The following is a 20,696-nucleotide window of genomic DNA, read 5'->3' on the forward strand; positions in this document are numbered from 1 at the left end:
ACTGCCAGATCACTAGGTTACGTGTTGCAGACCGGACCGGCCTGACGAACCAAGTCTCCCAGGAAGGGGAACACTCAAATCACGAAAATGGACGAGCCCGTGGTCTTTCGTGCTTCCAGGTCCCGATGTGCCTGCTCGGCGTCCTCCAGGGCATAGCGCTGATTGATCTCGATGCGGATGCGGCCTGCCGCTACGTGGCCGAATAGCTCATCGACCAGTTCCGCCTTTTCGGCCGGATCGGCGATGTAGTCGGCCAGGCCCGGGCGGGTCAGGTACAGCGAGCCCTTGCGCGCCAGGATCTGCGGATCGAACGGCGGAATTGTGCCGGAGGCGGTACCGACGCAGACCATCAGCCCGCGGCGCTTGAGGGAGTCCAGCGAGGACATGAAGGTGGCCTTGCCCACGCTGTCGAAGACCACGGACACACCCACTCCGTCCGTCAGTTCCCGCACGCGCTTGGCCACATCCTCATGGCTGTAGTTGATCGTGTGGTCACAGCCGTGGGCACGCGCCACTTCGGCCTTGGCATCGGTCGAAACCGTGCCAATCACCGTCAGCCCGAGCAATTTGGCCCATTGCGAAACGATCAGGCCAACACCGCCTGCTGCGGCATGCAGCAGCACGGCGTCGCCCGCCTTGAACGGGTAGATTCGGCGCACCAGGTAGGCGGCGGACAAACCCCGCATGGTCATGGCCGCCGCGGCTTCGCAGCTGATGGCCTCCGGCAGCTTGATCAGCAGTTCGGCAGAAATCAGCCGCTCAGTGCTGTAGGCGCCCAGCGTGTTGATAAAGCCCGTGTAGGTCACACGGTCGCCGACCGCCAATTGGGTCACGCCGGCACCGACGGCCTCGACCACGCCGGCTGCCTCGTTGCCGAGGCCGCTGGGCAGCGGAACCTTGTAGGTACCGCCGCGGAAGTAGGTGTCGGCAAAATTCAGGCCCACGGCCACGTGGCGGACGCGGACCTCTCCCGGTCCCGGTTCACCAACGCCAACGTCCTCAAGACGAAGGACCTCGGGTCCGCCCGTTTCGTAAAACTTAACGACTTTCGCCATGTTAACTCCTGTTCTGAATCAAATATTACAGTTCGCCTGCGGCTTGCCAGCCCTTGCTTCACGCTTGAGCTCGCCAAAGAGCGAATCAATATGGTGGCAAAGTTCTTCGTGACGAGTGAATCATCTGGCCTGGCGCCTCTTCCTGCTTTACCTTGCACGCCTTGAACTTGCCTATTTATGACAGTCATCCGCTGACGCAAGCGCACCGGATCATCGACTACCACCGTAGCTCCGATCCGGACGGCGACGCAAGACAAAACTGCATCACATGTGCAACCCGCTGTGCATTCTGCCCTCCGCCCCAGGGGAGTCATACTGACTTTCGTGAAAGCGGGCAACGAGCGGTCGCTCCTGCTGCCTGACGTACAAACCTCGCCGAAACGCAGATATACTGATTTGAGTGCCCAGGCCGCACGGCGAAACGACCACCGGGCGCATTCATGACGAAGTGAGGGTCGTCTGGCACGCCGCAGCGGATCGCGAAAAGCTGCGTTCGCCGGGACGCGAGCCTGCGCCCGGCAGAAAGCGACAGAACGCTGGATGGCAGGATGAAATGAGCAGCAGCGCGACCTGCACGCACAGTCCGAATCGAACAGCGAAATCGTGCAGGGCTTCGGCATCAAGCTGGACTGAACCCGTGGCCGCCACTAACGGCGCGGCATTGCCCCAATGAAACGAAATCAAGGGAAGGAATGAAGATGAGCAATGGCTTTGACACGGAGTTTTTCGCCGAGCGCTTCGGCCTGCGCGGGCTGACGGCAATCGTCACCGGCGCCGGCTCGGGACTTGGGCGGCAGGCGGCAAGGACGCTGGCCGCCGCCGGCGCGCATATCGCCCTGCTGGGCAGGCGGCCGGAGCCGCTGCAGGAAACCGCGGAACTGATCGCACAAGCCGGTGGTACAGCGCGGACTTTTCCCGTCGATGTTGCCGACCAGGAAGCCGTGCGCCTTGCCTTGGATGATATCCAGCAAAGCATGCCGCCGCTATGGGCGCTTGTGAACAATGCGGGCGTCGGAGGGCGCGCGGCGCTGATCGACGTGGACGAGAAGATGTTCGACCGGGTATTCGACGTGAACACGAAGGCCGCGTTGTTGATGGCTACCGCCTTCGCACGCCGGCTCATCGACGGGCAACTGCCGGGACGCATCATCAACATATGCTCTCTCGCCGCGCATACGCACTCGCCGCAACTCGGCATCTACGGCGCCAGCAAGGCGGCGCTGGAGCATCTGACCCGCACGATGGCCCATGAATGGGCGGCCCACGGTATCAACGTCAACGCTATCAATCCCGGCTACATCGAGACTGACATCAACCGCGCCATGTTCCAGACCCCCGCGGGCAGGAAGATCGTCGAGGGCATGCCTCGCCGGCGCCTCGGCACGCCCGAGGCGCTCGATGCCGCGCTGCTGATGCTCGCTTCGCCGGCCGGCGCATTCATGACCGGCTCGACGCTCGCCGTGGATGATGGCCAACGCTTCAGCATCGGCTAAGTCCAGCCTCTCCCGCCATTTCGTGACGCTGCTGTTGAGGATCGTTAAACCCGCCAGCCGAATTAACGATACAAGCGGCTTCACGTACGCTGCCATCCGTGTTCAACGGAAGTTTTCGCGCACCATTTCCAGCACATCCGCGCCGCGCTTCGGGAAGCCGTGGCGTGTCAGGACCATCCGCCTCCCAGAGCCCGGAAGGTCGATACTGCGGCACGCGCATTATCCGCCCGCACCTTGGCCTGCTGGTCGCGGGCAGCGAGCAGTTGGCGGTCCTCGTCGAGCACTTCATACAGGCTTACCGCCCCGCCCTTGTACGCGTCCTCGGAAGCGTTGCGGGCGCGTTCATGCGCACCAACCTCGTTGCCCAGTTCGTGGCTTTGCGATTCGAGTTGCGTAAGCGAGATCAAGGCATCCTCGACATCCGCCGTGGCTTGCAGCATCGACTTTCGATAGTTGGCCAAGGCCTCGGCGAAGGCACCCTTGGCACCTGCGACTTCGGCATCCACACGTCCGAAGTCGAACAGACGCCAGCGCAGTCCCGCGGTAACGGCGGGTTGGAACGCCTGCGCGGTGAACAGCTTGCTTGCCGTGAGGCTTTCGAAGCCAAGCAACGCCGATAGCGACACCTTGGGGTAATACTCGGCGGTAGCCACGCCGATACGGGCGTTCGATGCAGCCAACCTGCGCTCCGCCGCAATCACGTCAGGGCGACGCTGCAGCAGAGTGGCGGGGCCCTGCGCCAACGCGACCTGCGGCACGACCATCTCGCTCTTCGAATCGCGCAGTTCCGCTGCATAAGAGCCCGGCTGCGCGCCCATCAGTACATCGAGGCGATTGAGCTGCGTTTCGAGTTCGATCTGCAGCGGCGGGATCGTGACGCGGGTCTGGGCAAGCTGGGCTTCGGCCTGCGCCTGCTCACGCTCGGCACCAATGCCATCGGCCAAACGCAGGCGCACAAGATCCAGCAAACGCTGGTTGGTCTGGACCTGCTGCTGGGCGATGGCGATGCGGGCCTGCGCCCCGCGCACGCGGAAGTAGGCATCGGCCGCTTCGGCGGCGACCAGAATCCGCACGCCGAGATGATTGGCTTCGGCGGCCTGCAGTTCCGCATCGGCGGCCTCGGCGCCGCGCCGCAGCCCGCCGGCGATATCGATTTCCCACGTTGCCGCCGCGCCAACCGAATAGAGCGTCTGGCCGCGCTTGTAGCCGGGCAAATTGCTGCCGATCTTGCCCAATGGGCTTTCCAACGACTGGCGTTCCTTGCCCACGGCGCCGTAAGCGTTCCCTTGCGGCAGCAGTTCAGCCCCCGCGAAGTTCGCAGCCGCGCGCGCCTGGTCCACACGCGCAATGGACGCCGCCATATCGAGGTTCTGGTCCAGGACCCGTTGAACGATCTTCGTGAGGACCGGATCGTTGAAGCCGTTCCACCACGTGTCCAGCGATACCGGCTCGCGCGAGTCGTTGATCGGGGCCAGCTCGGTAGCGTGCTGATATGCCTTCGGCATCTCGCTCGCGGGCGTGTGGTAGTCGGGGCCTACCGCACACGCTGCCAGGCCAAACGCCACCACCGCAGATGCGGCAACCGTCACTGCGCGCCCGACCAGGCCATAGGGTGCTTTCTTCGTCATGTCGATTCCTTTCATTGAGGCTCACGCAAATTCTTACTTGCATGATGCTAGTTACTAGCCTAGACTAACTTGCATCGTGATAGCAACCTCTTTTTGAAAAGGGCCTGCAATGTTAAGAAAGTCACACAAGGATGCTCAGTGCCCCATGGCACGCGGCATCGAACGCGTTGGAGACGCCTGGACTGTCCTGATCCTGCGGGAAGCCTTTTACGGCGCCACGCGCTTCGACGAGTTCGAGAAAAGACTGGGCATTGCTCCCAACATGCTGACGCGGCGACTGAACACCCTCGTCGAAGAGGGGCTGATGACCCGGCGGCAGTACAGCGCCCATCCGCCGCGCGACGACTACGTGCTCACCGACCTCGGCCGGGACTTTCGTCCCGTGCTGCTGACGCTCATGGCGTGGGGAAGCCGGCACTACGGCCACGGCGGTGAAACCGTACGGCTGGTCGAGCGCCGCTCCGGCCGCCCCGTGCGTCTTGCGCTTGTCGACGCGGAGACCGGCGAGCCGATCACCGAAGCCGGCCACTACCTCGCGCCCGGCCCCGCCGCCAGCGAAGGACTCCGGAACCGCCTCAACCGCTCAGCCCAAGCCCAGGCCCTCGAATCGAACCCCTCTGCGTCCGCTACGGACGCTTTCTAAATACGGAGCAATTTCATGACAAGCACTACTACTGTGGATCGCGCCCCCTCGGAGGCCGCCCCTTCCAGGCTCAAACTGAACAAGAAGGCACTACTGATCCGCGGCAGCGGCGCGTTGATTGCTCTGGCCGCAGCAGGATATGGCTACCACTGGTGGACCGACGCGCGCTTCGTCGAGGATACCGATGACGCTTACGTCGGCGGGGAGGTCACGTTGATTGCCGCCAAGGTTCCCGGATACCTCACCGAAGTCCTTGTGACCGACAACCAGCAGGTGCACGCCGGGGACTTGCTGGCACGTATCGACGACCGCGACTATCGTGCAGCACTGGCAAAGGCCGAAGGCGCCGTGGCATCGGAACAAGCACTTCTCGCCAATCTCGATGCGCGGGATAAGCTCCAGCATGCCGTGATCTCGGAGGCTAAGGCAGGCGTCGCTGCCGTCGACGCAGAGACAGTTCGGGCGCGCGACGATCAGGCGCGTTACGCCAGCCTGGTCGCAAAGTCCGCCGTTTCCATTCAAAGCTCGCAGAAAGCCGATGCCGACTACAAGCAGTCGCTCGCCAATGGCCAGAAAGCCAACGCAAGCGTAGAAGCTGCCCAGCGGCAACTCGACGTCATCGCCACGCAGAAACTGCAGGCACAAGCATCGCTGACCCAGGCTATCGCCGAGCGCGACATCGCACGCCTCAATCTGGGGTACACCGAACTCCGTGCGCCCGTTGACGGCACGGTGGGCAATCGCCGCGCACGCGTCGGCAGCTATGCTGCCAACGGCGGGCAATTGCTATCGATCGTGCCTGCCAAGGGTCTCTGGGTCGATGCCAATTTCAAGGAAGGACAACTGGCCCACATGAAGCCCGGCATGCGCTCCACGATCGTGGCCGATGTCATGCCGGGCAAGGTGTTCCATGGACGCGTTGAAAGCCTCGCGCCAGCCACTGGCGCCCAGTTCAGCGTATTGCCGGCCGAAAACGCCACCGGCAACTTCACCAAGATTGTTCAGCGCGTCCCCGTGCGCATCGTCCTCGACGAAGAAGATGCAAAGCTCGGCATCCTGCGGCCGGGCTTGTCGGTCGTTGCCGAAGTCGATACCCACGCTGCCACGCAAGCGAGCAAATCATGAGCACCGCAGTCACCGCAAACCCTGGTGCATCCCATACAGCAGGACCCTCGCCCCTACTGTCACCCAGCGACCTGCCGATGCGCACCAAGGCGTTCGCCTTTGCGACGATGTGCGTGGGCATGTTCATCGCATTGCTTGACATCCAGATCGTCTCCGCATCGTTGCGCGATATCGGCGGCGGCCTCTCCGCGGGCGCGGATGAGACCGTTTGGGTGCAGACCGCGTACCTGATCGCGGAGATCATCGTCATTCCGCTGTCTGGATGGCTTGCCCGGCTCATGTCCACGCGCTGGTTGTTCGCAGCTTCCGCCGCCGGTTTCACCGTAGCCAGTCTGCTCTGCGGGATCGCCTGGAACATTCAGAGCATGATTGCCTTTCGCGCTGCGCAGGGCTTCCTGGGTGGCTCGATGATTCCAATGGTCTTCACCACGGTGTTCGTGTTCTTCGAAGGACGCCAGCGCGTGGCGGCAGCCGCCATCATCGGGGGACTGGCGTCGCTGGCACCGACGCTCGGGCCCACCGTCGGTGGCTGGATCACGGACAATTTCTCCTGGCACTGGCTCTTCTTCATCAACCTCGCCCCCGGCGTGTTCGTGACGATCGTGGTGCCGATGCTCGTCAAGATCGATCATCCGGACTGGAAGCTGGTCAAAGGTGCCGACTATCTGGGCATGGTTCTGCTGGCGCTCTTTCTCGGCTGCCTCGAGTACACGCTGGAGGAAGGGCCGCGCTGGGACTGGCTCGGGGATCAGACCATCCTGACCACCGCGTGGATATCGGGGATCTCGGGAATCGGTTTCCTATGGCGTTCGCTTGCTTACAAGAATCCGGTCGTCGATCTACGGGCGCTGAAGGACATCAATTTTGCCCTTGGATGCTTCTTCTCTTTCGTCACCGGCATCGGGATCTTCGCGACGATCTACCTGACCCCGTTGTTCCTGGGGCAGGTGCGCGGGTTCAGCGCCTTGCAAACCGGGCTGGCGATATTCTCCACCGGCCTGTTTCAGGTGCTGTCGATCCCCTTCTATGCTTACCTCGCGAACCGGGTGGATCTGCGGTGGCTGTTGATGGTCGGCCTCGCGCTCTTCGCCCTGTCGATGTGGAACTTCGCGCCCATCACCCATGACTGGGRCAGCGCCGAACTGCTGTTGCCCCAGGCCATCCGTGGCATGGCACAACAGTTCGCCGTTGCACCCACAGTGACCTTGACGCTGGGCGGCCTGGCGCCCGCGAGACTGAAGCTCGCCTCCGGCCTGTTCAACCTGATGCGCAACCTCGGCGGTGCTATCGGCATCGCAGCATGCGCCACGATCCTGAACGACCGGACAAACCTCCACTTCCTGCGCCTGGCCGAACACCTGAACATCCGCAACGAGTCCATGGCCGCATTCCTGAACGATGCGACCACCCACTTGATGACATTGAGTAACGAGGTCAATGACGGCAATGCCGCCGCCATCAGGCAACTTTGGGCTCTCACCATACGCGAGGCTCACACGCTCACCTACGCCGATGCGTTCCTCGCCATCTTCGTGTGCTTTGTCATTGCGACGCCGCTGGTACCGCTGATGCGCAAGGTCGCGGCGCCGAAGGGTCCGTCGGCAGACGCACATTGACCCTGACCGGAGGCGAACATGATTCGACACTATCCAACCCTGCTCTTCCTATCGGCAATCGTCGCCGCAAGCCTGGCTCCGGATGCATACGCCGCCGGACCGCCGGCGCACGATAGCAGTCTGACCTGTGCGCTCGCTGACAACAAATATTGCAGGCTTGCTGACGAAATCTATCCAGGCGGCAAGCCAGTATGCCATCCCGACGACCTCGGGTCCCCCGCTTGAATCAACCTAGTGAGGTAGCAATGAGTACAAAGGAAGTCGTGCTGTGCCAGCCCGTACGGACGCCCATCGGCGCATTCAACGGCTCGCTGAAGACCATCCCGGCCACGGAGCTTGGCGCCACCGTGATTCGGGCAGCAGTGGAACGCGCTCGGCTGGACCCTGAGCTTGTCGGCTCCGTAGTGTTCGGCAACGTCGTCCAGGCCGGCAACAAGATGAACCCGGCGCGCCAGGCGGCGATCAACGCAGGCATTCCGAAATCCGTTCCGGCGCTGACCGTGAACCGCGTTTGCGGGTCCGGTGCCCAGGCCATCGCCTCGGCGGCGGACGAAGTTCGCCTGGGCTATGTCGACATCGCCATTGCAGGCGGAATGGAGAACATGGACCGCGCTCCCTACCTGATGCCGGCCGGCCGTTGGGGGCAGCGCATGGGCGACAGCGTCCTGCATGACAGCATGCTGATGGACGGTCTGGTCGACGCGTTCTCCAACGAACACTCCGGCTGGCATACCGAAGATCTCGCGACGCGCTACCAGCTGAGCCGGGAGGCGCAGGACCGCTGGGCCGAACGCTCCCAGCAGGCGTTCGCGTTTGCCCAGGCGCAGGGCAAGTTTGAAGAACAGATCGTCGGCGTAACCGTGAAGGGCAAGGCCGGTACAGTCCTGTTCGCGAAAGATGAAGCGAATCGCCCCGACACGACATTCGATGGACTCGCCAGACTGAAGCCGGCGTTCCGCCGTGACGGGACAATTACCGCCGGCAACGCACCGGGCATCAACAGCGGTGCAGCGGCCATGATCGTGGCGGATCGTGCCGTTGCCGAGAAGCATGGTCTCCAACCCCTCGGACGGCTCGTTGCCTATGGACTGGGCGCTGTCGAGCCGGGGATGTTCGGTCTGGGGCCCGTTCCGGCAGTCCGGCAGGCACTGGCGCGTGCACACTGGTCGCTTGGTGACGTAGAGCGCTTCGAGATCAACGAAGCCTTTGCCGCCGTCCCGCTCGCCGTGGCTGCCGAACTGGGCTTGCCGCACGACATGATCAACGTCGACGGCGGCGCCATCGCGCACGGCCACCCGATCGGCGCGACCGGCGCGGTTCTCACCACGCGGCTGCTCCACGGCATGCGTGCCGACGGAATACGCCGCGGTATCGTCACGCTCTGCATTGGCGGTGGCCAGGGCATTGCGCTCGCCATCGAAGCACTCGCCTAGAGGCTCCTGCTCGGTCAGTAGTGCTCTGTCGGTGCCGCGTTGCCGGTTGTGGGTGCCGGGCCCGCCGTCGTTACGCCGTGGCTGTCAGCAACCGGTCGCGCGCCGGCGCCGCCTGGCTGCCCCGGACGCAACAACAAGCCGCCCAGCACACCCGCCGCCGCCGCGAAGATCGCACCGAACAGAAACGCCACGTGATAGCCGCTATTGAGCGCCGCCGTGGCGCTTCCGGAAGCCTGCATCGCGTCGCTGCGCGCGGCGGCGAGACTTGCGAGCACCGCGAGGCCGAGTGCGCCCCCCATCATGAACGACGTATTGACGATACCGGACGCGAGGCCCGAATCGCTCGGATCGACGTCGCTCATGGCAGCCAGTAGCAGGGGATTGAATGCGATGCCCGCGCCGAAGCCGAGCAGGGTCATGCCGGGCAGCACGTCGAGCACGAAGTTGCCGTTCACCGGTGCCCGTGCGAACAGCGCGAGGCCACACGCCGCGACGAGCAGCCCGACGGCAAGCGGAAGGCGCAGACCGAAGCGCATCACCACGCGCGCCGACAGGCCCAGCGAAAAGAACGCCATGATCAGATTGGCCGGCAAAAACGCCAGCCCGACCTGGAAGGGCCGGTAGCCGAGCACGCGCTGCAGATACAAGGCCGAGATGAAGAACCACGCGAACATCGCCGCCGCCCAAAGTACGCCGACCACATTGGCAGTCGCGACATTGCGCAAGCGGAACAGTCCGAGCGGCATCAACGGATGCTGCATGCGTGCTTCGATGACGAGAAACACCGCCAACAGCGCCAGCGCGGCGAACAGCAGCCCCAGCGTCTGCGCCGAGGTCCAGCCCGCTTCATTGCCGTTCACGACTGCGTACACGGCGAGCATCAGCGAAGCCGTCACCGTCACCGCGCCGGCCACGTCGAGCCGTTCGCCATGCGCATGGCCGCGCGCTGACGGCAGGAGCGCGACGCACAGCGCATAGACGGCGACGCCAATGGGCAAGTTGACGAGAAAGATCCAATGCCAGCTCAGCAGGTTGGTCAGCAGTCCGCCCAGCAATACGCCGATGCTGCCGCCCCCCGCGCAGACAAAGCCGTACACGCCCATCGCCTTGGCCCGTTCGCCGGGCTCGGTGAACAGATTCATGATCAGCGACAGCGAAACCGCGGAGACGACCGCGCCGCCCAAACCCTGCACGGCACGCGCGCATACCAGCAGGATTTGCGAATTTGCCATGCCGCATGCGAGCGACGCCAGCGTGAACAGCGTAATGCCGCCGAGGAACAGCTTGCGGTGGCCGTAAAGATCGCCCAGCCGCCCGCCAAGCAAAAGGCAGCCGCCGAAGGTAAGCATGTACGCATTGACCACCCACACCAGCGAGGTTTCGGTAAAGCCGAGGTCCGCGGCGATCGACGGCAATGCAACGTTCACGATCGTCGTATCGAGCACGATCATGAGCACGCCGAGGCACAGAACGATCAGCGCCAGCCAGCGTTTGTCGCCGTGGATGGAAGCATCGGTCATGGCGCGATCCCTCAGGGTTTCCCGGCTTCGGCCAGCGCCGGATAGTCGATATAGCCGTGCCCGTCACCGCCGAAGAAGGCATTGGCGTTCGCGTCGTTCATCGGTGCACCGATCTTCAGGCGCGTGACGAAATCCGGGTTGGCCAGGACCATCTGGCCAAAGGCTTCCAGATCGGCGAGCCCCGAGGCCACATCGGCCCCGATCCTGTCACGTGGGCGGCCCGGCCGGTTCAGGATCAGCGTGCCCGTCCAGAGCTTGCGAATGTCAGCCAGCAGCGGCTCGTTGCCCTGATGCGTGACGTGCAGGTACGCCAGACCGAGCTTGTCCAGTTCAGCCACCAGATAGTGGTAGAGCGCCGGTCCCTCTGCGCCTTCGTCGATGCCCCACCGCGTCATGCCGGGTGACAGCCGAATGGCCGTCCTGTCAGCGCCGATTTCCCCGGCAATCGCAGTGGCCACCTCGATGGCAAAGCGGGCGCGGTTTTCGATCGAACCGCCATATTCGTCGGTGCGGGCATTGGCGCTTGGTGCGAGGAACTGATGGACCAGGTAGCCATTCGCGCCGTGGATCTCGACGCCATCGGCGCCGGCCTCGATCGCGCGGCGTGCCGCGAAGCGGAAGTCGGCCACCGTCTGGCGCACCTCCTCGGTCGTCAGCATACGCGGCACGGGAATGTCCTGCATCCCCGTGGCCGTGAACATCGGCGCACCGGGCGCGATGGCCGAAGGCGCGACGCCCTGGCGATGATGCGGCGTGTTGTCCGGGTGCGACATGCGCCCTGCATGCATGAGCTGGATGAAAAGATGGCCACCGCGCTCATGCACGGCAGAGGTGATCCGCTTCCAACCGGCGACATGCGCGTCGGAATAGATGCCCGGCGTGGCGAGATAACCCTGGCCATCGTCCGAGGGCTGGGTCCCTTCAGTCACGATCAGGCCGAGGCTCGCGCGCTGCGCGTAGTACTCCGCGGCCAACGCTCGCGGCGTGCCGTCGAAGCCGGCACGGCTGCGGGTCATCGGCGCCATGACCAGGCGGTTCTTCAGTTCCAGCCTGCCGAGGCGAACGGGCGGAAGCAGGCGTTCAAGTGCGTTCTTAGTCATGATCAATTTCCCTTTCAAAGATGTGAGAGCGACAAAAACGTGTCTTCCCGGTAACGTTAGTCCCAGACAGGTGCCAGGCCCGGCGGGTCGACAATACGACTGCCTGGTTGGACCAGGGCAAAGATGGCCGCCATCTCATCCACCGGCAGCTCGAAATCAAAAATTGCAGCGTTCTCGCTCAGCCGCTCGCGCCTGGTGGTGCGAGACAACGCAATCACGCCATCCTGTTGCACCAGCCAGCGAAGAACGATCTGGGAGACCCCACGTCGATGACGAGCGGCAATGTCCTTGAGCACCGGGTCGGAAAAGACCCGACCTACGGCCAGCCCGCAATACGCAGTGATCGCAAGACCCGCGTCGCGTGTAGCCGCGGCCAGAAGACGCTGATCGAGATAAGGATGGTACTCAAACTGGTTGGTGACGAGCGGCTTCTCGGAAAGCGCGATGGCCTGTGCCATGAGTGCCCGATTAAAATTGCTCACCCCGATGTGCCGGACTTTTCCGACACGCACCAGCTCGCTCAGCGCGCCAAGCTGGTCAGCAAGCGGCACGTCATGGCTTGGCCAATGCAACAGCAACAGATCAATATAGTCGGTACCAAGCTTGCGAAGGCTATCATCGACCGACGGACCGAACTGGTGCGCAGCGTAGTTGCTGACCCAGACTTTGGTAGTGATGAAGACTTCCGACCGCGGCACGCCGGATTGGGCCACGCCCTGCCCGACATCAGCCTCATTGGCATACATTTGCCCGGTATCGATATGGCGGAACCCCGCCTGCAAGGCAGCCACGACGATGCCGGAAAGCGCTTCGCCGCGCATACCATAAGTACCTAGCCCGAGCGATGGAATGCGGGCGCCACTAGCGGAGACGGTCTGCATGAACGGTCCTGTCAAAGAGCATGGGGCTGATCGGTTCATCGAAATCCCGCTTTGGGCCGACGGGGATGATGCCATTTGGATTGAGCCAGGGATGGCTGGTGTAGTAGTGGCCCTTGATATGCGAGAAGTCGATGGTCGGTCGAATCCTGGGATGCCGAGCCAGGCGACGCGTATACTCCCACAAGCGCGGATAGTCGACCAATGCCTTCATATTGCATTTGAAGTGCCCGAAATAGACTGCATCGAAGCGAATCAGAGTGGTAAGCAACCGTATGTCAGCCTCCGTCAGCAATTCGCCGACGAGATAGGTGCGATCAGCCAGACGCTCTTCAAGCCAGTCCAGGGTGGCAAAGACCTGGAGCACCGCAGCATCATAGGCGGCCTGGGTTGAAGCGAAGCCGGTGCGATAGACACCATTGTTCAGGCCCGTATAAGTGCGCTCGTTGATGGCATCGATCTCGGCGCGAAGCGCCAAGGGATAGTAGTCGCCGACGGACGCACCGAGCTCATCGAAAGCGCTGTTAAACATTCGAATGATATCGGCAGATTCATTGGATACGATCGTGCGTTCTGCCCTATCCCAGAGGACCGGAACAGTGACCCGTGAGGTGCACGTCGAATCAGCGATGGTGTAAATCTCATGGAGCTTGCCAACACCGTTGACTGTGTCTTCGATCACGCCCGCCCCTGCATCGAAGGTCCAACCATCTTCGCCCATCTTCCAGTGGACAACAGAAAGGCTAACAACGTCTTCGAGTCCCTTCAGGCTTCGCATGATCAAAGTGCGATGAGCCCACGGACATGCACGCGAGACGTATAGGTGATAACGGTTCGGCTCTGCTTTAAAACCCCGGCCCCCGTCAACCGGCTGGCCGTCCTGCGTCACCCAACCCCGAAATACGGACGGTTTTCGCTGGATCGTACCGTCTACCATCGATGTTTCAATGCCTGTACGGTACCACTGGCCACCAATCAGCTCGCCCATGGCGTCACCCTCTATATGCGTCGCGTACGCGTGGCGCGACTTCGGTACCAAGAAGCTGAATCGACCGCTGCATGGCGGAAGGATTCAGCGACGCAGCACTCATCTGAAACGTAATGCGCGAGATCCCGCCCAGCGCCTCGCCAACCTGAAGGACTCTGGCTGACACCTCTTTTGGATCTCCGATCAGGAACGCCCCTTCGGGGCCGCACATTGCGTCAAACTGCGCTCTCGTCACGGGGGACCAGCCACGCTCGCGTCCGATCTCGCTGAACATGTAAGCCCATCCAGGAAAGAATGCGTCCCTGGCCGCCTTGGTGGTCTCGCCGACAAATCCGATGGCATGGACCCCGACTTTCAGAGCCTGCGGTGGATGACCGGCTCGGGCGCCGGCCTGGCGATAGAGATCCACAAGGGGCCGAAAGCGATCGAAACTCCCCCCAATGATGGCAACCATGAGAGGAAGGCCGAGCAAGCCAGCGCGAACGAAGGACTGAGGTGTTCCTCCCACGCCAAGCCATATTGGCATCCGCGGTTGCACAGGTCGTGGAAACACCCCCTGACCGTCAAGCGACGCGCGGAATCGGCCAGACCATTTCGGATGCGTGTTCTCGCGTAGCGCGAGAAGAAGCTCCAGCTTCTCGCTGAATAGCTCGTCATAGTCCTGCAGCCGCAAACCAAAGAGAGGATAGGCTTCGACGAACGATCCTCGGCCGACCACGATCTCCGCACGCCCATTCGAAATGAGGTCGACCGTAGCGATCTCCTGAAAGACGCGCACGGGATCGGCGGCACTCAGTACCGTTACCGCGCTCGTCAGCCGGATATTCCTGGTCCGTGCAGCCGCTGCAGCGAGAATTACCGCCGGGGCAGCATCCAGGAATTCCTTTCTATGGTGCTCGCCAATACCGAAAATATCGAGCCCGGCTCGATCGGCTATCTCGACCTCGTTGATAAGCGCCGACATGCGGTCCTGGGGCGATGTCCAACGGCCTGAGCCGGACTCCGGGAAAACGGCTGCAAAACTGTCAATTCCAATTTCCATGTTGAGTATCATTTTCTAACTGCCAAATTCATGGAGAGTCTGGCGTATCTTCGTGCCCTTGCAGCGGGAACGCCCGCGCACGGAACTGGGTTTAATTGAATCCTTGCGCACAATTTCTCACGCTTGACACCCCCTGAATAGATGTTATATTCCGATACTATCCATCTCCATCAGAGATAGTTCACGAGTTTCCATATGCTTGACGGTGTGTCCTTGGATCAACTCCGGGCGTTCATCGCAACAGTCGATGAAGGTAGCTTTTCGGCTGCTGCAAGGAAGCTGCACCGAGCCCAGTCCATGGTCAGCAGCTTGGTCGCTGATCTGGAAGATCAGACAGGCGTGGCGTTGTTCGACCGCAGCCGTAGATACCCCAGACTCACCGCAGAGGGAACGGTATTGCTCGCTGATGCACGCAGCATCGTGGCAGGGGTAAATGGAATGAAAGCCCGCGCCAAGGGAATGGCCAAAGGCCTGGAGCCTGAGCTCTCTGTCGTTGTTGACGTATTCTTCCCAATCCAGGCGATCACCGACGCGGCCAAGGAATTCAGAGAGCGCTTTCCGGAGGTGCCACTGCGACTTTACGTCGAGGCACTGGGCGGTGCATACCAGCCAGTTCTTGATGGCCGGGCATCTGTAGGCGTGGTCGGCTCCCTGTCTGCCGTGCCATCGACCCTGGCGTCCGAGCGACTAACCAGCGTCGCCTTCGTCATGGTGGCTGCGCAGAGCCACCCACTAGCTGCATTGCATGGCCCAATAGCAAAAGAGGATTTGGCGCGTCATACCCAGCTCGTGCTAACCGATCGATCAGACCTCTCGGTTGGAATAGAGTCTGGCGTTTTCTCCGGTGTGACCTGGCGCCTGGCAGATCTGTTCGCCAAGCATGCCTTCCTGCTCAATGGTCTCGGTTGGGGCGGGATGCCTCTACACACCGTCAGGGACGACATCGATGCTGGCCGTCTTGTCGAGCTGCAGATCGATGAGGTGCCGCGGGGAGGGCTCAGCGTGCAGATGTCGGCTGTCTATCCCGTGGCGTCGCCACCCGGCCCCGCAGGTCGCTGGTTCATAGAGCGCCTTCGCGCATGACCGATGAATGCCCCCCGCCGCAATCGATCAATCGATCAATCGATCGGCGCCCCCGGAGCTTCCGTGACGTGTTCACTCAAGGCTAACCCAGGTTGAACAGCCGTGCAGCGTTCCCACCCAGGATCAGATCCTTCTCCTGCTCTGGTATCGCCAGGGACGTCACATGCGACATGTCGGCGCCGATAAAGGGATCGTCGGCGCCCCACAGGAGCCGTTCCGGGCCGACGATCTCGCGCGCAGACATGATGGCAGGGCCGTAGAACGAGCAGGTGTCGTAATACAATTGACGCGCAAATTCACTGGGAAGTCGCGTAATGTGCTTGCGACAGTCCGGAAAGATCCGATAACCGTTGTCCAACCGCTCCAGCAACGTAAGCAGCGACCCGCCCGTATGCGCGATGACGAACGGGAAGTTCGGATAGCGCTCGAAGATCCCGGCATAAATCATCCGCGTCAGCGCCGTGGTCGTCTCGTAAATGAAGCCCACCCGGATTGGCAGTTCGAACTCATCCATGTGGTCCGCGCCCAGCGGTGGCATCGGATGCTCGACCACCGGCAACCGGCGCCGATCGATTTCCGCCCACAACGCCTCGAAGTCGGGATGGTTCAGCGGAGCACCACCTATATTGGACCCCATCGCGATACCGACCAGGCCTAGTCCGTCGATCGCGCGATTCATCTCGTCCAGCGCGGCCTTCACGTCCCCCATCGGCAGCACTGCCAGCCCTCTGAATCGCTGTGGGTGCAAGTCCCGCATGCGGGCATTGGCGTCATTGATGCGGCGAGCCCATATCACCTGTTCCTCCGCAGGCCAGTCATACACGCTGGGACTGGATAAAGAGAGTATCCGCATGTCGATGCCCAGGTGGTCCATTGTGCGCACCCGCTCGGCCGGATCCAAAAACGCATCCCGAAACCATGCGACCGTGGTTTTTCCCTTTCGCAGAAAGGTTTGCCCGGTCTCGCCGTTACGTGACACTGATAAACCCATCTGCGTCACCAGCGCCTCAAGGTAGTCCTTGTCCAGCAAGTGTGCATGTACATCAATCTTCATTCTTCCTCCTGCCATGTTGGCGCTCACACCTGTGGTCCAGCAGCGACTGGATAACCGGATATCGTATGGCACGATACCATATGCCATCTTACCGCACCACATGGTTTTGCGTCTTACGGTATGTATATATACTATGTATGGCAACAGCCCCTTGGCGGGCCACCCTCCTTCACTTCCGTATCCGACGATCATGAACGCGACCAAGCTCGCCTTGCCTGCCACGCGCAGAAAAATGCCTGAAGCAACCGGGGATCAGTCAACCGCCGATGCCAGCCCTGTCGACGCAGAGTTTGAGCACGAACCCCTGGGTTATCTTGTCCGGCATGCGCATCGTGCATTTGCACGCGTGCTCTCGGAACGCCTGTTGGAGCATGACATTTCCTCTGGGCAATGGACGGCGTTGCGTGCCCTATGGCGAGAGGATGGCTATAGTCAGGTCGAACTTGCGCAGCGTATCCGCGTTGAAAAGGCGTCGTTGACGGCACTGCTGGAGTCGCTCGAAAAGAAAGGGCTGATCCGTAGAGAACGTTGCGAGGAAGACAAGCGCCGCTGGAATGTCCATCTAACCAAGCCCGGGCATGCACTGGAAGCCGTACTCATGCCGATTGCACCGGAGATCGAAAAGCTGGCGATCAAAGGCTTGACCAAGGATGAAAGCGCGACGCTGCGCAAATTGCTGGTGAAAGTCTGGAACAATTTGGAGTAGCGCCGCCTCGACGCGCGACATGATCGCCGCCGCTATCTGTTCAGGCTGACATGTCCTCAGAGATTGGCTGACCCTGTTCGACATGTCGCTTCGCGCGCTTTACTGTCCACGAGCTTGCAACTGTGGAGGGGTCGTACCTTGGCCTACGGCGGCCCTCCATACCGCGACTTCACCTCTCGTGCCGCGAGGCGTTCACCCTGACGCGGCTCCTGCTGCCGCAATCAACCGATCGCATCCTGGCGGCTTGACAGCAATTAGTATACAGCCATACGATGTATCTACTTACCATATCCGGGCGACATTGCCGGGCCACTCCATTTGAAGATACATGTCCAAGATGAATCCAATTCCTGCCAAACGTTCCCGAAGCTTGTTGGCCCGCGCGTTGAGCAAAGGCTTGGGTGGTGTCGCCTTGGCTGCGATCGCGCTATCCGCGGCCTGCGCATTTGCGCAGAGTTTTCCGGACAAGCCGATTCACTTGATTGCGCCAATGGCACCGGGAGGTGCCGTAGACACCATCGCCCGCCTGGTCGGACAACAATTGTCCGTCCAGATTGGGCAACCTGTGGTGGTCGAAAACAAGCCCGGCGCCGGCGGCGCAGTTGCCGCCGGCTTCGTCGCGCGCGCCAATCCCGACGGCTACACCCTTTTCGCAGCCGACACTGGCCAGTTGTCAATCAACCCGAGCCTCTACAAGACGCTGCCATACGATACCAGCAAGCCATTCGTCCCGGTCATGGAGGCGGTGACTACGCCGCTGTTCCTGGCAGTGAATGCATCGCTGCCGATCCATTCGGTCAAGGAACTGATTGCGTACGCCAAGACGCATCCTCTCTCATATGGCAGTACTGGGATCGGCAGCGTCCATCACCTGAGTGTCGAGTCGCTGGCGCTGCAAACCGGGATGAAATTGACTCACGTTCCCTACAAGGGTGCATCGCCTGCTGCCGTGGCACTGGCAGCGGGCGAGGTCAACGTAGCAGCTGCGTCACTGTCTTCGCTCCGCCCCTATCTGGCAACGGGGAGGATCCGTCTGATCGCGGTCACCACGCGGAATCGGGCAACCGTTATGCCGGATGTGCCCAGCATGGCGGAATCTGGCGTGGCAGGCTATGACGTCGCCGTCGGCATTGGTTTCGTACTACCGCCGGGCACATCGCAGAGCGTGGCAAGCCGTCTGCACGACGGCCTTGTCAAGGCCATGGCGTCGCCTGACGTCAAACAGAAGCTCGAAGCGCTGGGTTGGGAGATTCGAGCCGGCTCGCAACAGCAGTACGCCCAACAAATCAAGGAAGACACGACGAAGTATCGGAAGGTCATCGATGCGACTGGCACGCGTGTGGACTAGGGCCTGGCCACGGCTGATAAAGCTGCATTGAATAAGGCGCCGTCGCCTGACGGCGCCAGGGCCGAATGTGGCCCGCTTGCGGAAGGAATCTCCGGCCTTCAGAGCAAATGGATGCGGGCGAACCGCCCCGGTTCAGAATTTATGACGAATACCGACCAAAGCAGATTGCTGCTGCTCACTAAAGCAGACAACCAGGAAATCGAGCAACTCCCTGATCGCAGGTACCATTCCTCGTCTCGACGGGAATACGGCATGGACTATGCCGTCCTGTGCTCCCCAATCGGGCAGTAGCCTGACAAGCCCGCCATCCGCAATATCCTGGGAAATCAGCATCTCCGGCAGGAACGCAATGCCCACCCCGATCAGGGCTGCCTGGCGGAGGGTGTAGAGATCGTCGGTCTTCAGTCGGGGCTCATGCGCCAACTCCGATTGCCTCCCGGCCGCATCGCGGAATTGCCATACATGCCTGTCCCCGGCACTGGTCATCGAGACCGTTGGCATTCGTCCAATGTCATCCAGTGATTGCGGCTCCCCCAGAGCCCGCACAAGGCTAGGGCTGGCCACCAAAACCATGCTGGTAGGACAAAGCGTCCGCATTGCGAGATCGGAGTCCTTCAGCGGCGGAACGCGTACCCGGATTGCAATGTCCACCCCCTCCTCAACGACATCCACCCGGCGATTGGTTGCGTCCAATGCGAGCTGAACTTGTGGCCACGCCTCCAGGTATCGGTTCAGTATCTCTGCGACCCCGCTCTGTAGCAGACCCGTCGGGCAGCTTACCCGCACCAATCCACGAGGAGAGGCCAGGGTCTGGGTGATCGAGTCCTTCGCCGCCTGCGCCTCCGCGATTAGCGCGGTGCAGTGCCGATGGAACGTCCTGCCAGCCTCGGTCAGCGACAACCTTCGCGTTGTCCGGTTCAGCAAGCGCACCCCCAATTCCGTCTCCAGCGCCCCGATACGTCGGCTCAGCTTGGATGTTTGAAGCCCTAATGCCTCAGCCGCAGCGGTATAGCTACCGCATTCGACAACCTTCGCAAAGAAATACAAGTTGTTCAGGTCACTGACGGGGGACACGGCGTGCCTCATTGGCAACTAGTTGATTGTTCTATTGTAGGCAAAGATCCGTTCTGCCTTGCCACCTGTTCCAGCTGTTGCTTCCAGGGATAACCTAAGGACCTCGATTGCCCGTCGATTTTCGGCTTCGACAAAACCGGCGGGCCTCAACGTATTCATGAACCGAAGTCTTTCCACCTTGCAACCAGCGTACAGGAGCCAATCATGCTGCAGCTTCGCCCGTGGGCATCCCTTGATAGAACGAATCTGGATTGGCTGAAGGCAAAGTACCACTTCGCCGTCAGCGCCGAAGGGAACCCCCAACATACCGCGCTTGGCGACCTGATCGTGTGGAACGACGATGAGATCGCTCCGGGAAGCGGCTTCCCGATGCACGGCCACCGCGACATGGAGATCGTCACCTATGTCAGGGAGGGGCTACTTGAGCATCAAGACACCTTGGGCAGCCGTGGACAGATCACCGCAGGCAGCGTCCAGGCCTTCAGCGCCGGTCGAGGGATACGCCATTCGGAATATAACCCTGGCACCACACCGCTACGGGTCTTCCAGATCTGGCTACGGTCGATCCAACGGGGGATCGAGCCTCGGTGGGCATCCAAGCCATTTCCGAGGGCAGATCGGGCCGGCCAACTCGTGCCATTGGCTAGTGGCTTTCCTGACGATCGCGAGGCGGTGCGCATCAATGCAAATGCTCGCGTACTAGGCGCACTGATCCAGGCCGGGCAAACCATCGCTTACACGATAGCGCAGACACGGTACGCGTATCTTGTTGTCGCGAAAGGAGCCGTCACGGTAAACGGCCTGCAAGTCGAGGAACGCGATGGGATCGCCATCTCGGAGGAAGAGACGATCGAGATTCTTGCCATCGAGGATTCCGAATTCGTTCTCGTCGATGCCGGATAAACGACAT

General features: G+C 61.6%; 18 protein-coding genes. 9 read left to right on the plus strand and 9 right to left on the minus strand.

Annotation, left to right across the window (positions count from 1 at the left end; all coding sequences use genetic code 11):
- Positions 1 to 74: 74 nt before the first annotated feature.
- Positions 75 to 1,055 carry a quinone oxidoreductase family protein gene (locus AC1DQ3_RS08535; protein WP_477119741.1) on the minus strand — a complete coding sequence of 327 codons (981 nt, stop codon included), beginning with the start codon at positions 1,053 to 1,055 and terminating at the stop codon, positions 75 to 77.
- 698 nt (positions 1,056 to 1,753) lie between these two features.
- Between AC1DQ3_RS08535 and AC1DQ3_RS08540 the strand changes: the two genes are divergently transcribed.
- Positions 1,754 to 2,548, plus strand: coding sequence for an SDR family NAD(P)-dependent oxidoreductase (locus tag AC1DQ3_RS08540; RefSeq protein ID WP_477119742.1), 795 nt, complete (start codon positions 1,754 to 1,756; stop codon positions 2,546 to 2,548).
- Between the two features lie 167 nt (positions 2,549 to 2,715).
- Here the strand turns inward: AC1DQ3_RS08540 and AC1DQ3_RS08545 are convergent, their stop codons facing one another.
- On the minus strand, positions 2,716 to 4,176 hold the full coding sequence (locus AC1DQ3_RS08545; protein ID WP_477119743.1) for an efflux transporter outer membrane subunit: 1,461 nt from the start codon (positions 4,174 to 4,176) through the stop codon (positions 2,716 to 2,718).
- Positions 4,177 to 4,321: 145 nt separating this feature from the next.
- On the opposite strand from AC1DQ3_RS08545, the gene AC1DQ3_RS08550 reads away from it, so the two are divergent.
- The 4 genes from AC1DQ3_RS08550 (at position 4,322) to AC1DQ3_RS08565 (ending at position 8,993) form a co-directional block, all read left to right on the plus strand.
- Entirely contained in the window at positions 4,322 to 4,819 is a 498-nt protein-coding gene (locus tag AC1DQ3_RS08550; RefSeq protein ID WP_477119744.1) for a winged helix-turn-helix transcriptional regulator, read from the plus strand.
- A 15-nt stretch (positions 4,820 to 4,834) separates the two neighbouring features.
- A complete protein-coding gene (locus AC1DQ3_RS08555; RefSeq protein WP_477119745.1) occupies positions 4,835 to 5,944 on the plus strand; it encodes an HlyD family secretion protein in 1,110 nt (369 codons plus the stop codon).
- Between the two features lie 77 nt (positions 5,945 to 6,021).
- Positions 6,022 to 7,560, plus strand: coding sequence for a DHA2 family efflux MFS transporter permease subunit (locus AC1DQ3_RS08560; RefSeq protein ID WP_477119807.1), 1,539 nt, complete (start codon positions 6,022 to 6,024; stop codon positions 7,558 to 7,560).
- Positions 7,561 to 7,805: 245 nt separating this feature from the next.
- Positions 7,806 to 8,993, plus strand: a complete 1,188-nt coding sequence (locus AC1DQ3_RS08565; protein ID WP_477119746.1) for a thiolase family protein — start codon at positions 7,806 to 7,808, stop codon at positions 8,991 to 8,993.
- 14 nt (positions 8,994 to 9,007) lie between these two features.
- Here the strand turns inward: AC1DQ3_RS08565 and AC1DQ3_RS08570 are convergent, their stop codons facing one another.
- Genes AC1DQ3_RS08570 through AC1DQ3_RS08590 form a run of 5 tightly spaced genes read right to left on the minus strand, consistent with a single transcriptional unit; the run spans position 9,008 to position 14,521 of the window.
- Positions 9,008 to 10,513, minus strand: coding sequence for a DHA2 family efflux MFS transporter permease subunit (locus AC1DQ3_RS08570; RefSeq protein WP_477119747.1), 1,506 nt, complete (start codon positions 10,511 to 10,513; stop codon positions 9,008 to 9,010).
- A gap of 11 nt (positions 10,514 to 10,524) precedes the next feature.
- The gene (locus tag AC1DQ3_RS08575; protein ID WP_477119748.1) at positions 10,525 to 11,613 is read right to left on the minus strand and encodes an alkene reductase; all 1,089 of its coding nucleotides are present in this window, start codon (positions 11,611 to 11,613) and stop codon (positions 10,525 to 10,527) included.
- 56 nt (positions 11,614 to 11,669) lie between these two features.
- Entirely contained in the window at positions 11,670 to 12,494 is an 825-nt protein-coding gene (locus AC1DQ3_RS08580; protein ID WP_477119749.1) for an aldo/keto reductase, read from the minus strand.
- Entirely contained in the window at positions 12,475 to 13,479 is a 1,005-nt protein-coding gene (locus tag AC1DQ3_RS08585) for a glutathione S-transferase family protein (RefSeq protein WP_477119750.1), read from the minus strand. Before AC1DQ3_RS08585 ends, AC1DQ3_RS08580 begins: the two co-directional genes overlap by 20 nt.
- 4 nt (positions 13,480 to 13,483) lie before the next feature.
- Positions 13,484 to 14,521, minus strand: a complete 1,038-nt coding sequence (locus AC1DQ3_RS08590; protein WP_477119751.1) for an Atu2307/SP_0267 family LLM class monooxygenase — start codon at positions 14,519 to 14,521, stop codon at positions 13,484 to 13,486.
- Positions 14,522 to 14,716: 195 nt separating this feature from the next.
- Between AC1DQ3_RS08590 and AC1DQ3_RS08595 the strand changes: the two genes are divergently transcribed.
- A complete protein-coding gene (locus tag AC1DQ3_RS08595; RefSeq protein ID WP_477119752.1) occupies positions 14,717 to 15,604 on the plus strand; it encodes a LysR family transcriptional regulator in 888 nt (295 codons plus the stop codon).
- 82 nt (positions 15,605 to 15,686) lie between these two features.
- Here the strand turns inward: AC1DQ3_RS08595 and AC1DQ3_RS08600 are convergent, their stop codons facing one another.
- Complete coding sequence (locus tag AC1DQ3_RS08600; protein WP_477119753.1) at positions 15,687 to 16,658, minus strand: amidohydrolase family protein; 972 nt, start codon at positions 16,656 to 16,658, stop codon at positions 15,687 to 15,689.
- Positions 16,659 to 16,848: 190 nt separating this feature from the next.
- On the opposite strand from AC1DQ3_RS08600, the gene AC1DQ3_RS08605 reads away from it, so the two are divergent.
- On the plus strand, positions 16,849 to 17,364 hold the full coding sequence (locus AC1DQ3_RS08605) for a MarR family winged helix-turn-helix transcriptional regulator (protein ID WP_477119754.1): 516 nt from the start codon (positions 16,849 to 16,851) through the stop codon (positions 17,362 to 17,364).
- 328 nt (positions 17,365 to 17,692) lie between these two features.
- Positions 17,693 to 18,712 carry a Bug family tripartite tricarboxylate transporter substrate binding protein gene (locus AC1DQ3_RS08610; protein WP_477119755.1) on the plus strand — a complete coding sequence of 340 codons (1,020 nt, stop codon included), beginning with the start codon at positions 17,693 to 17,695 and terminating at the stop codon, positions 18,710 to 18,712.
- A 132-nt stretch (positions 18,713 to 18,844) separates the two neighbouring features.
- Here the strand turns inward: AC1DQ3_RS08610 and AC1DQ3_RS08615 are convergent, their stop codons facing one another.
- A complete protein-coding gene (locus tag AC1DQ3_RS08615) occupies positions 18,845 to 19,786 on the minus strand; it encodes a LysR substrate-binding domain-containing protein (RefSeq protein ID WP_477119756.1) in 942 nt (313 codons plus the stop codon).
- Positions 19,787 to 19,990: 204 nt separating this feature from the next.
- On the opposite strand from AC1DQ3_RS08615, the gene AC1DQ3_RS08620 reads away from it, so the two are divergent.
- Positions 19,991 to 20,689 carry a pirin family protein gene (locus AC1DQ3_RS08620; RefSeq protein ID WP_477119757.1) on the plus strand — a complete coding sequence of 233 codons (699 nt, stop codon included), beginning with the start codon at positions 19,991 to 19,993 and terminating at the stop codon, positions 20,687 to 20,689.
- The last annotated feature ends 7 nt before the right edge of the window (positions 20,690 to 20,696 follow it).

It is taken from the genome of Cupriavidus sp. 01T418, from assembly GCF_056398885.1.

Coding starts and splice junctions, on each gene's coding strand:
- AC1DQ3_RS08535 (WP_477119741.1), bottom strand. CDS start 1,055: ATGGCGAAAGTCGTTAAGTTTTACGAAACGGGCGGACCCGAGGTCCTT.
- AC1DQ3_RS08540 (WP_477119742.1), top strand. CDS start 1,754: ATGAGCAATGGCTTTGACACGGAGTTTTTCGCCGAGCGCTTCGGCCTG.
- AC1DQ3_RS08545 (WP_477119743.1), bottom strand. CDS start 4,176: ATGACGAAGAAAGCACCCTATGGCCTGGTCGGGCGCGCAGTGACGGTT.
- AC1DQ3_RS08550 (WP_477119744.1), top strand. CDS start 4,322: ATGGCACGCGGCATCGAACGCGTTGGAGACGCCTGGACTGTCCTGATC.
- AC1DQ3_RS08555 (WP_477119745.1), top strand. CDS start 4,835: ATGACAAGCACTACTACTGTGGATCGCGCCCCCTCGGAGGCCGCCCCT.
- AC1DQ3_RS08565 (WP_477119746.1), top strand. CDS start 7,806: ATGAGTACAAAGGAAGTCGTGCTGTGCCAGCCCGTACGGACGCCCATC.
- AC1DQ3_RS08570 (WP_477119747.1), bottom strand. CDS start 10,513: ATGACCGATGCTTCCATCCACGGCGACAAACGCTGGCTGGCGCTGATC.
- AC1DQ3_RS08575 (WP_477119748.1), bottom strand. CDS start 11,613: ATGACTAAGAACGCACTTGAACGCCTGCTTCCGCCCGTTCGCCTCGGC.
- AC1DQ3_RS08580 (WP_477119749.1), bottom strand. CDS start 12,494: ATGCAGACCGTCTCCGCTAGTGGCGCCCGCATTCCATCGCTCGGGCTA.
- AC1DQ3_RS08585 (WP_477119750.1), bottom strand. CDS start 13,479: ATGGGCGAGCTGATTGGTGGCCAGTGGTACCGTACAGGCATTGAAACA.
- AC1DQ3_RS08590 (WP_477119751.1), bottom strand. CDS start 14,521: ATGGAAATTGGAATTGACAGTTTTGCAGCCGTTTTCCCGGAGTCCGGC.
- AC1DQ3_RS08595 (WP_477119752.1), top strand. CDS start 14,717: ATGCTTGACGGTGTGTCCTTGGATCAACTCCGGGCGTTCATCGCAACA.
- AC1DQ3_RS08600 (WP_477119753.1), bottom strand. CDS start 16,658: ATGAAGATTGATGTACATGCACACTTGCTGGACAAGGACTACCTTGAG.
- AC1DQ3_RS08605 (WP_477119754.1), top strand. CDS start 16,849: ATGAACGCGACCAAGCTCGCCTTGCCTGCCACGCGCAGAAAAATGCCT.
- AC1DQ3_RS08610 (WP_477119755.1), top strand. CDS start 17,693: ATGTCCAAGATGAATCCAATTCCTGCCAAACGTTCCCGAAGCTTGTTG.
- AC1DQ3_RS08620 (WP_477119757.1), top strand. CDS start 19,991: ATGCTGCAGCTTCGCCCGTGGGCATCCCTTGATAGAACGAATCTGGAT.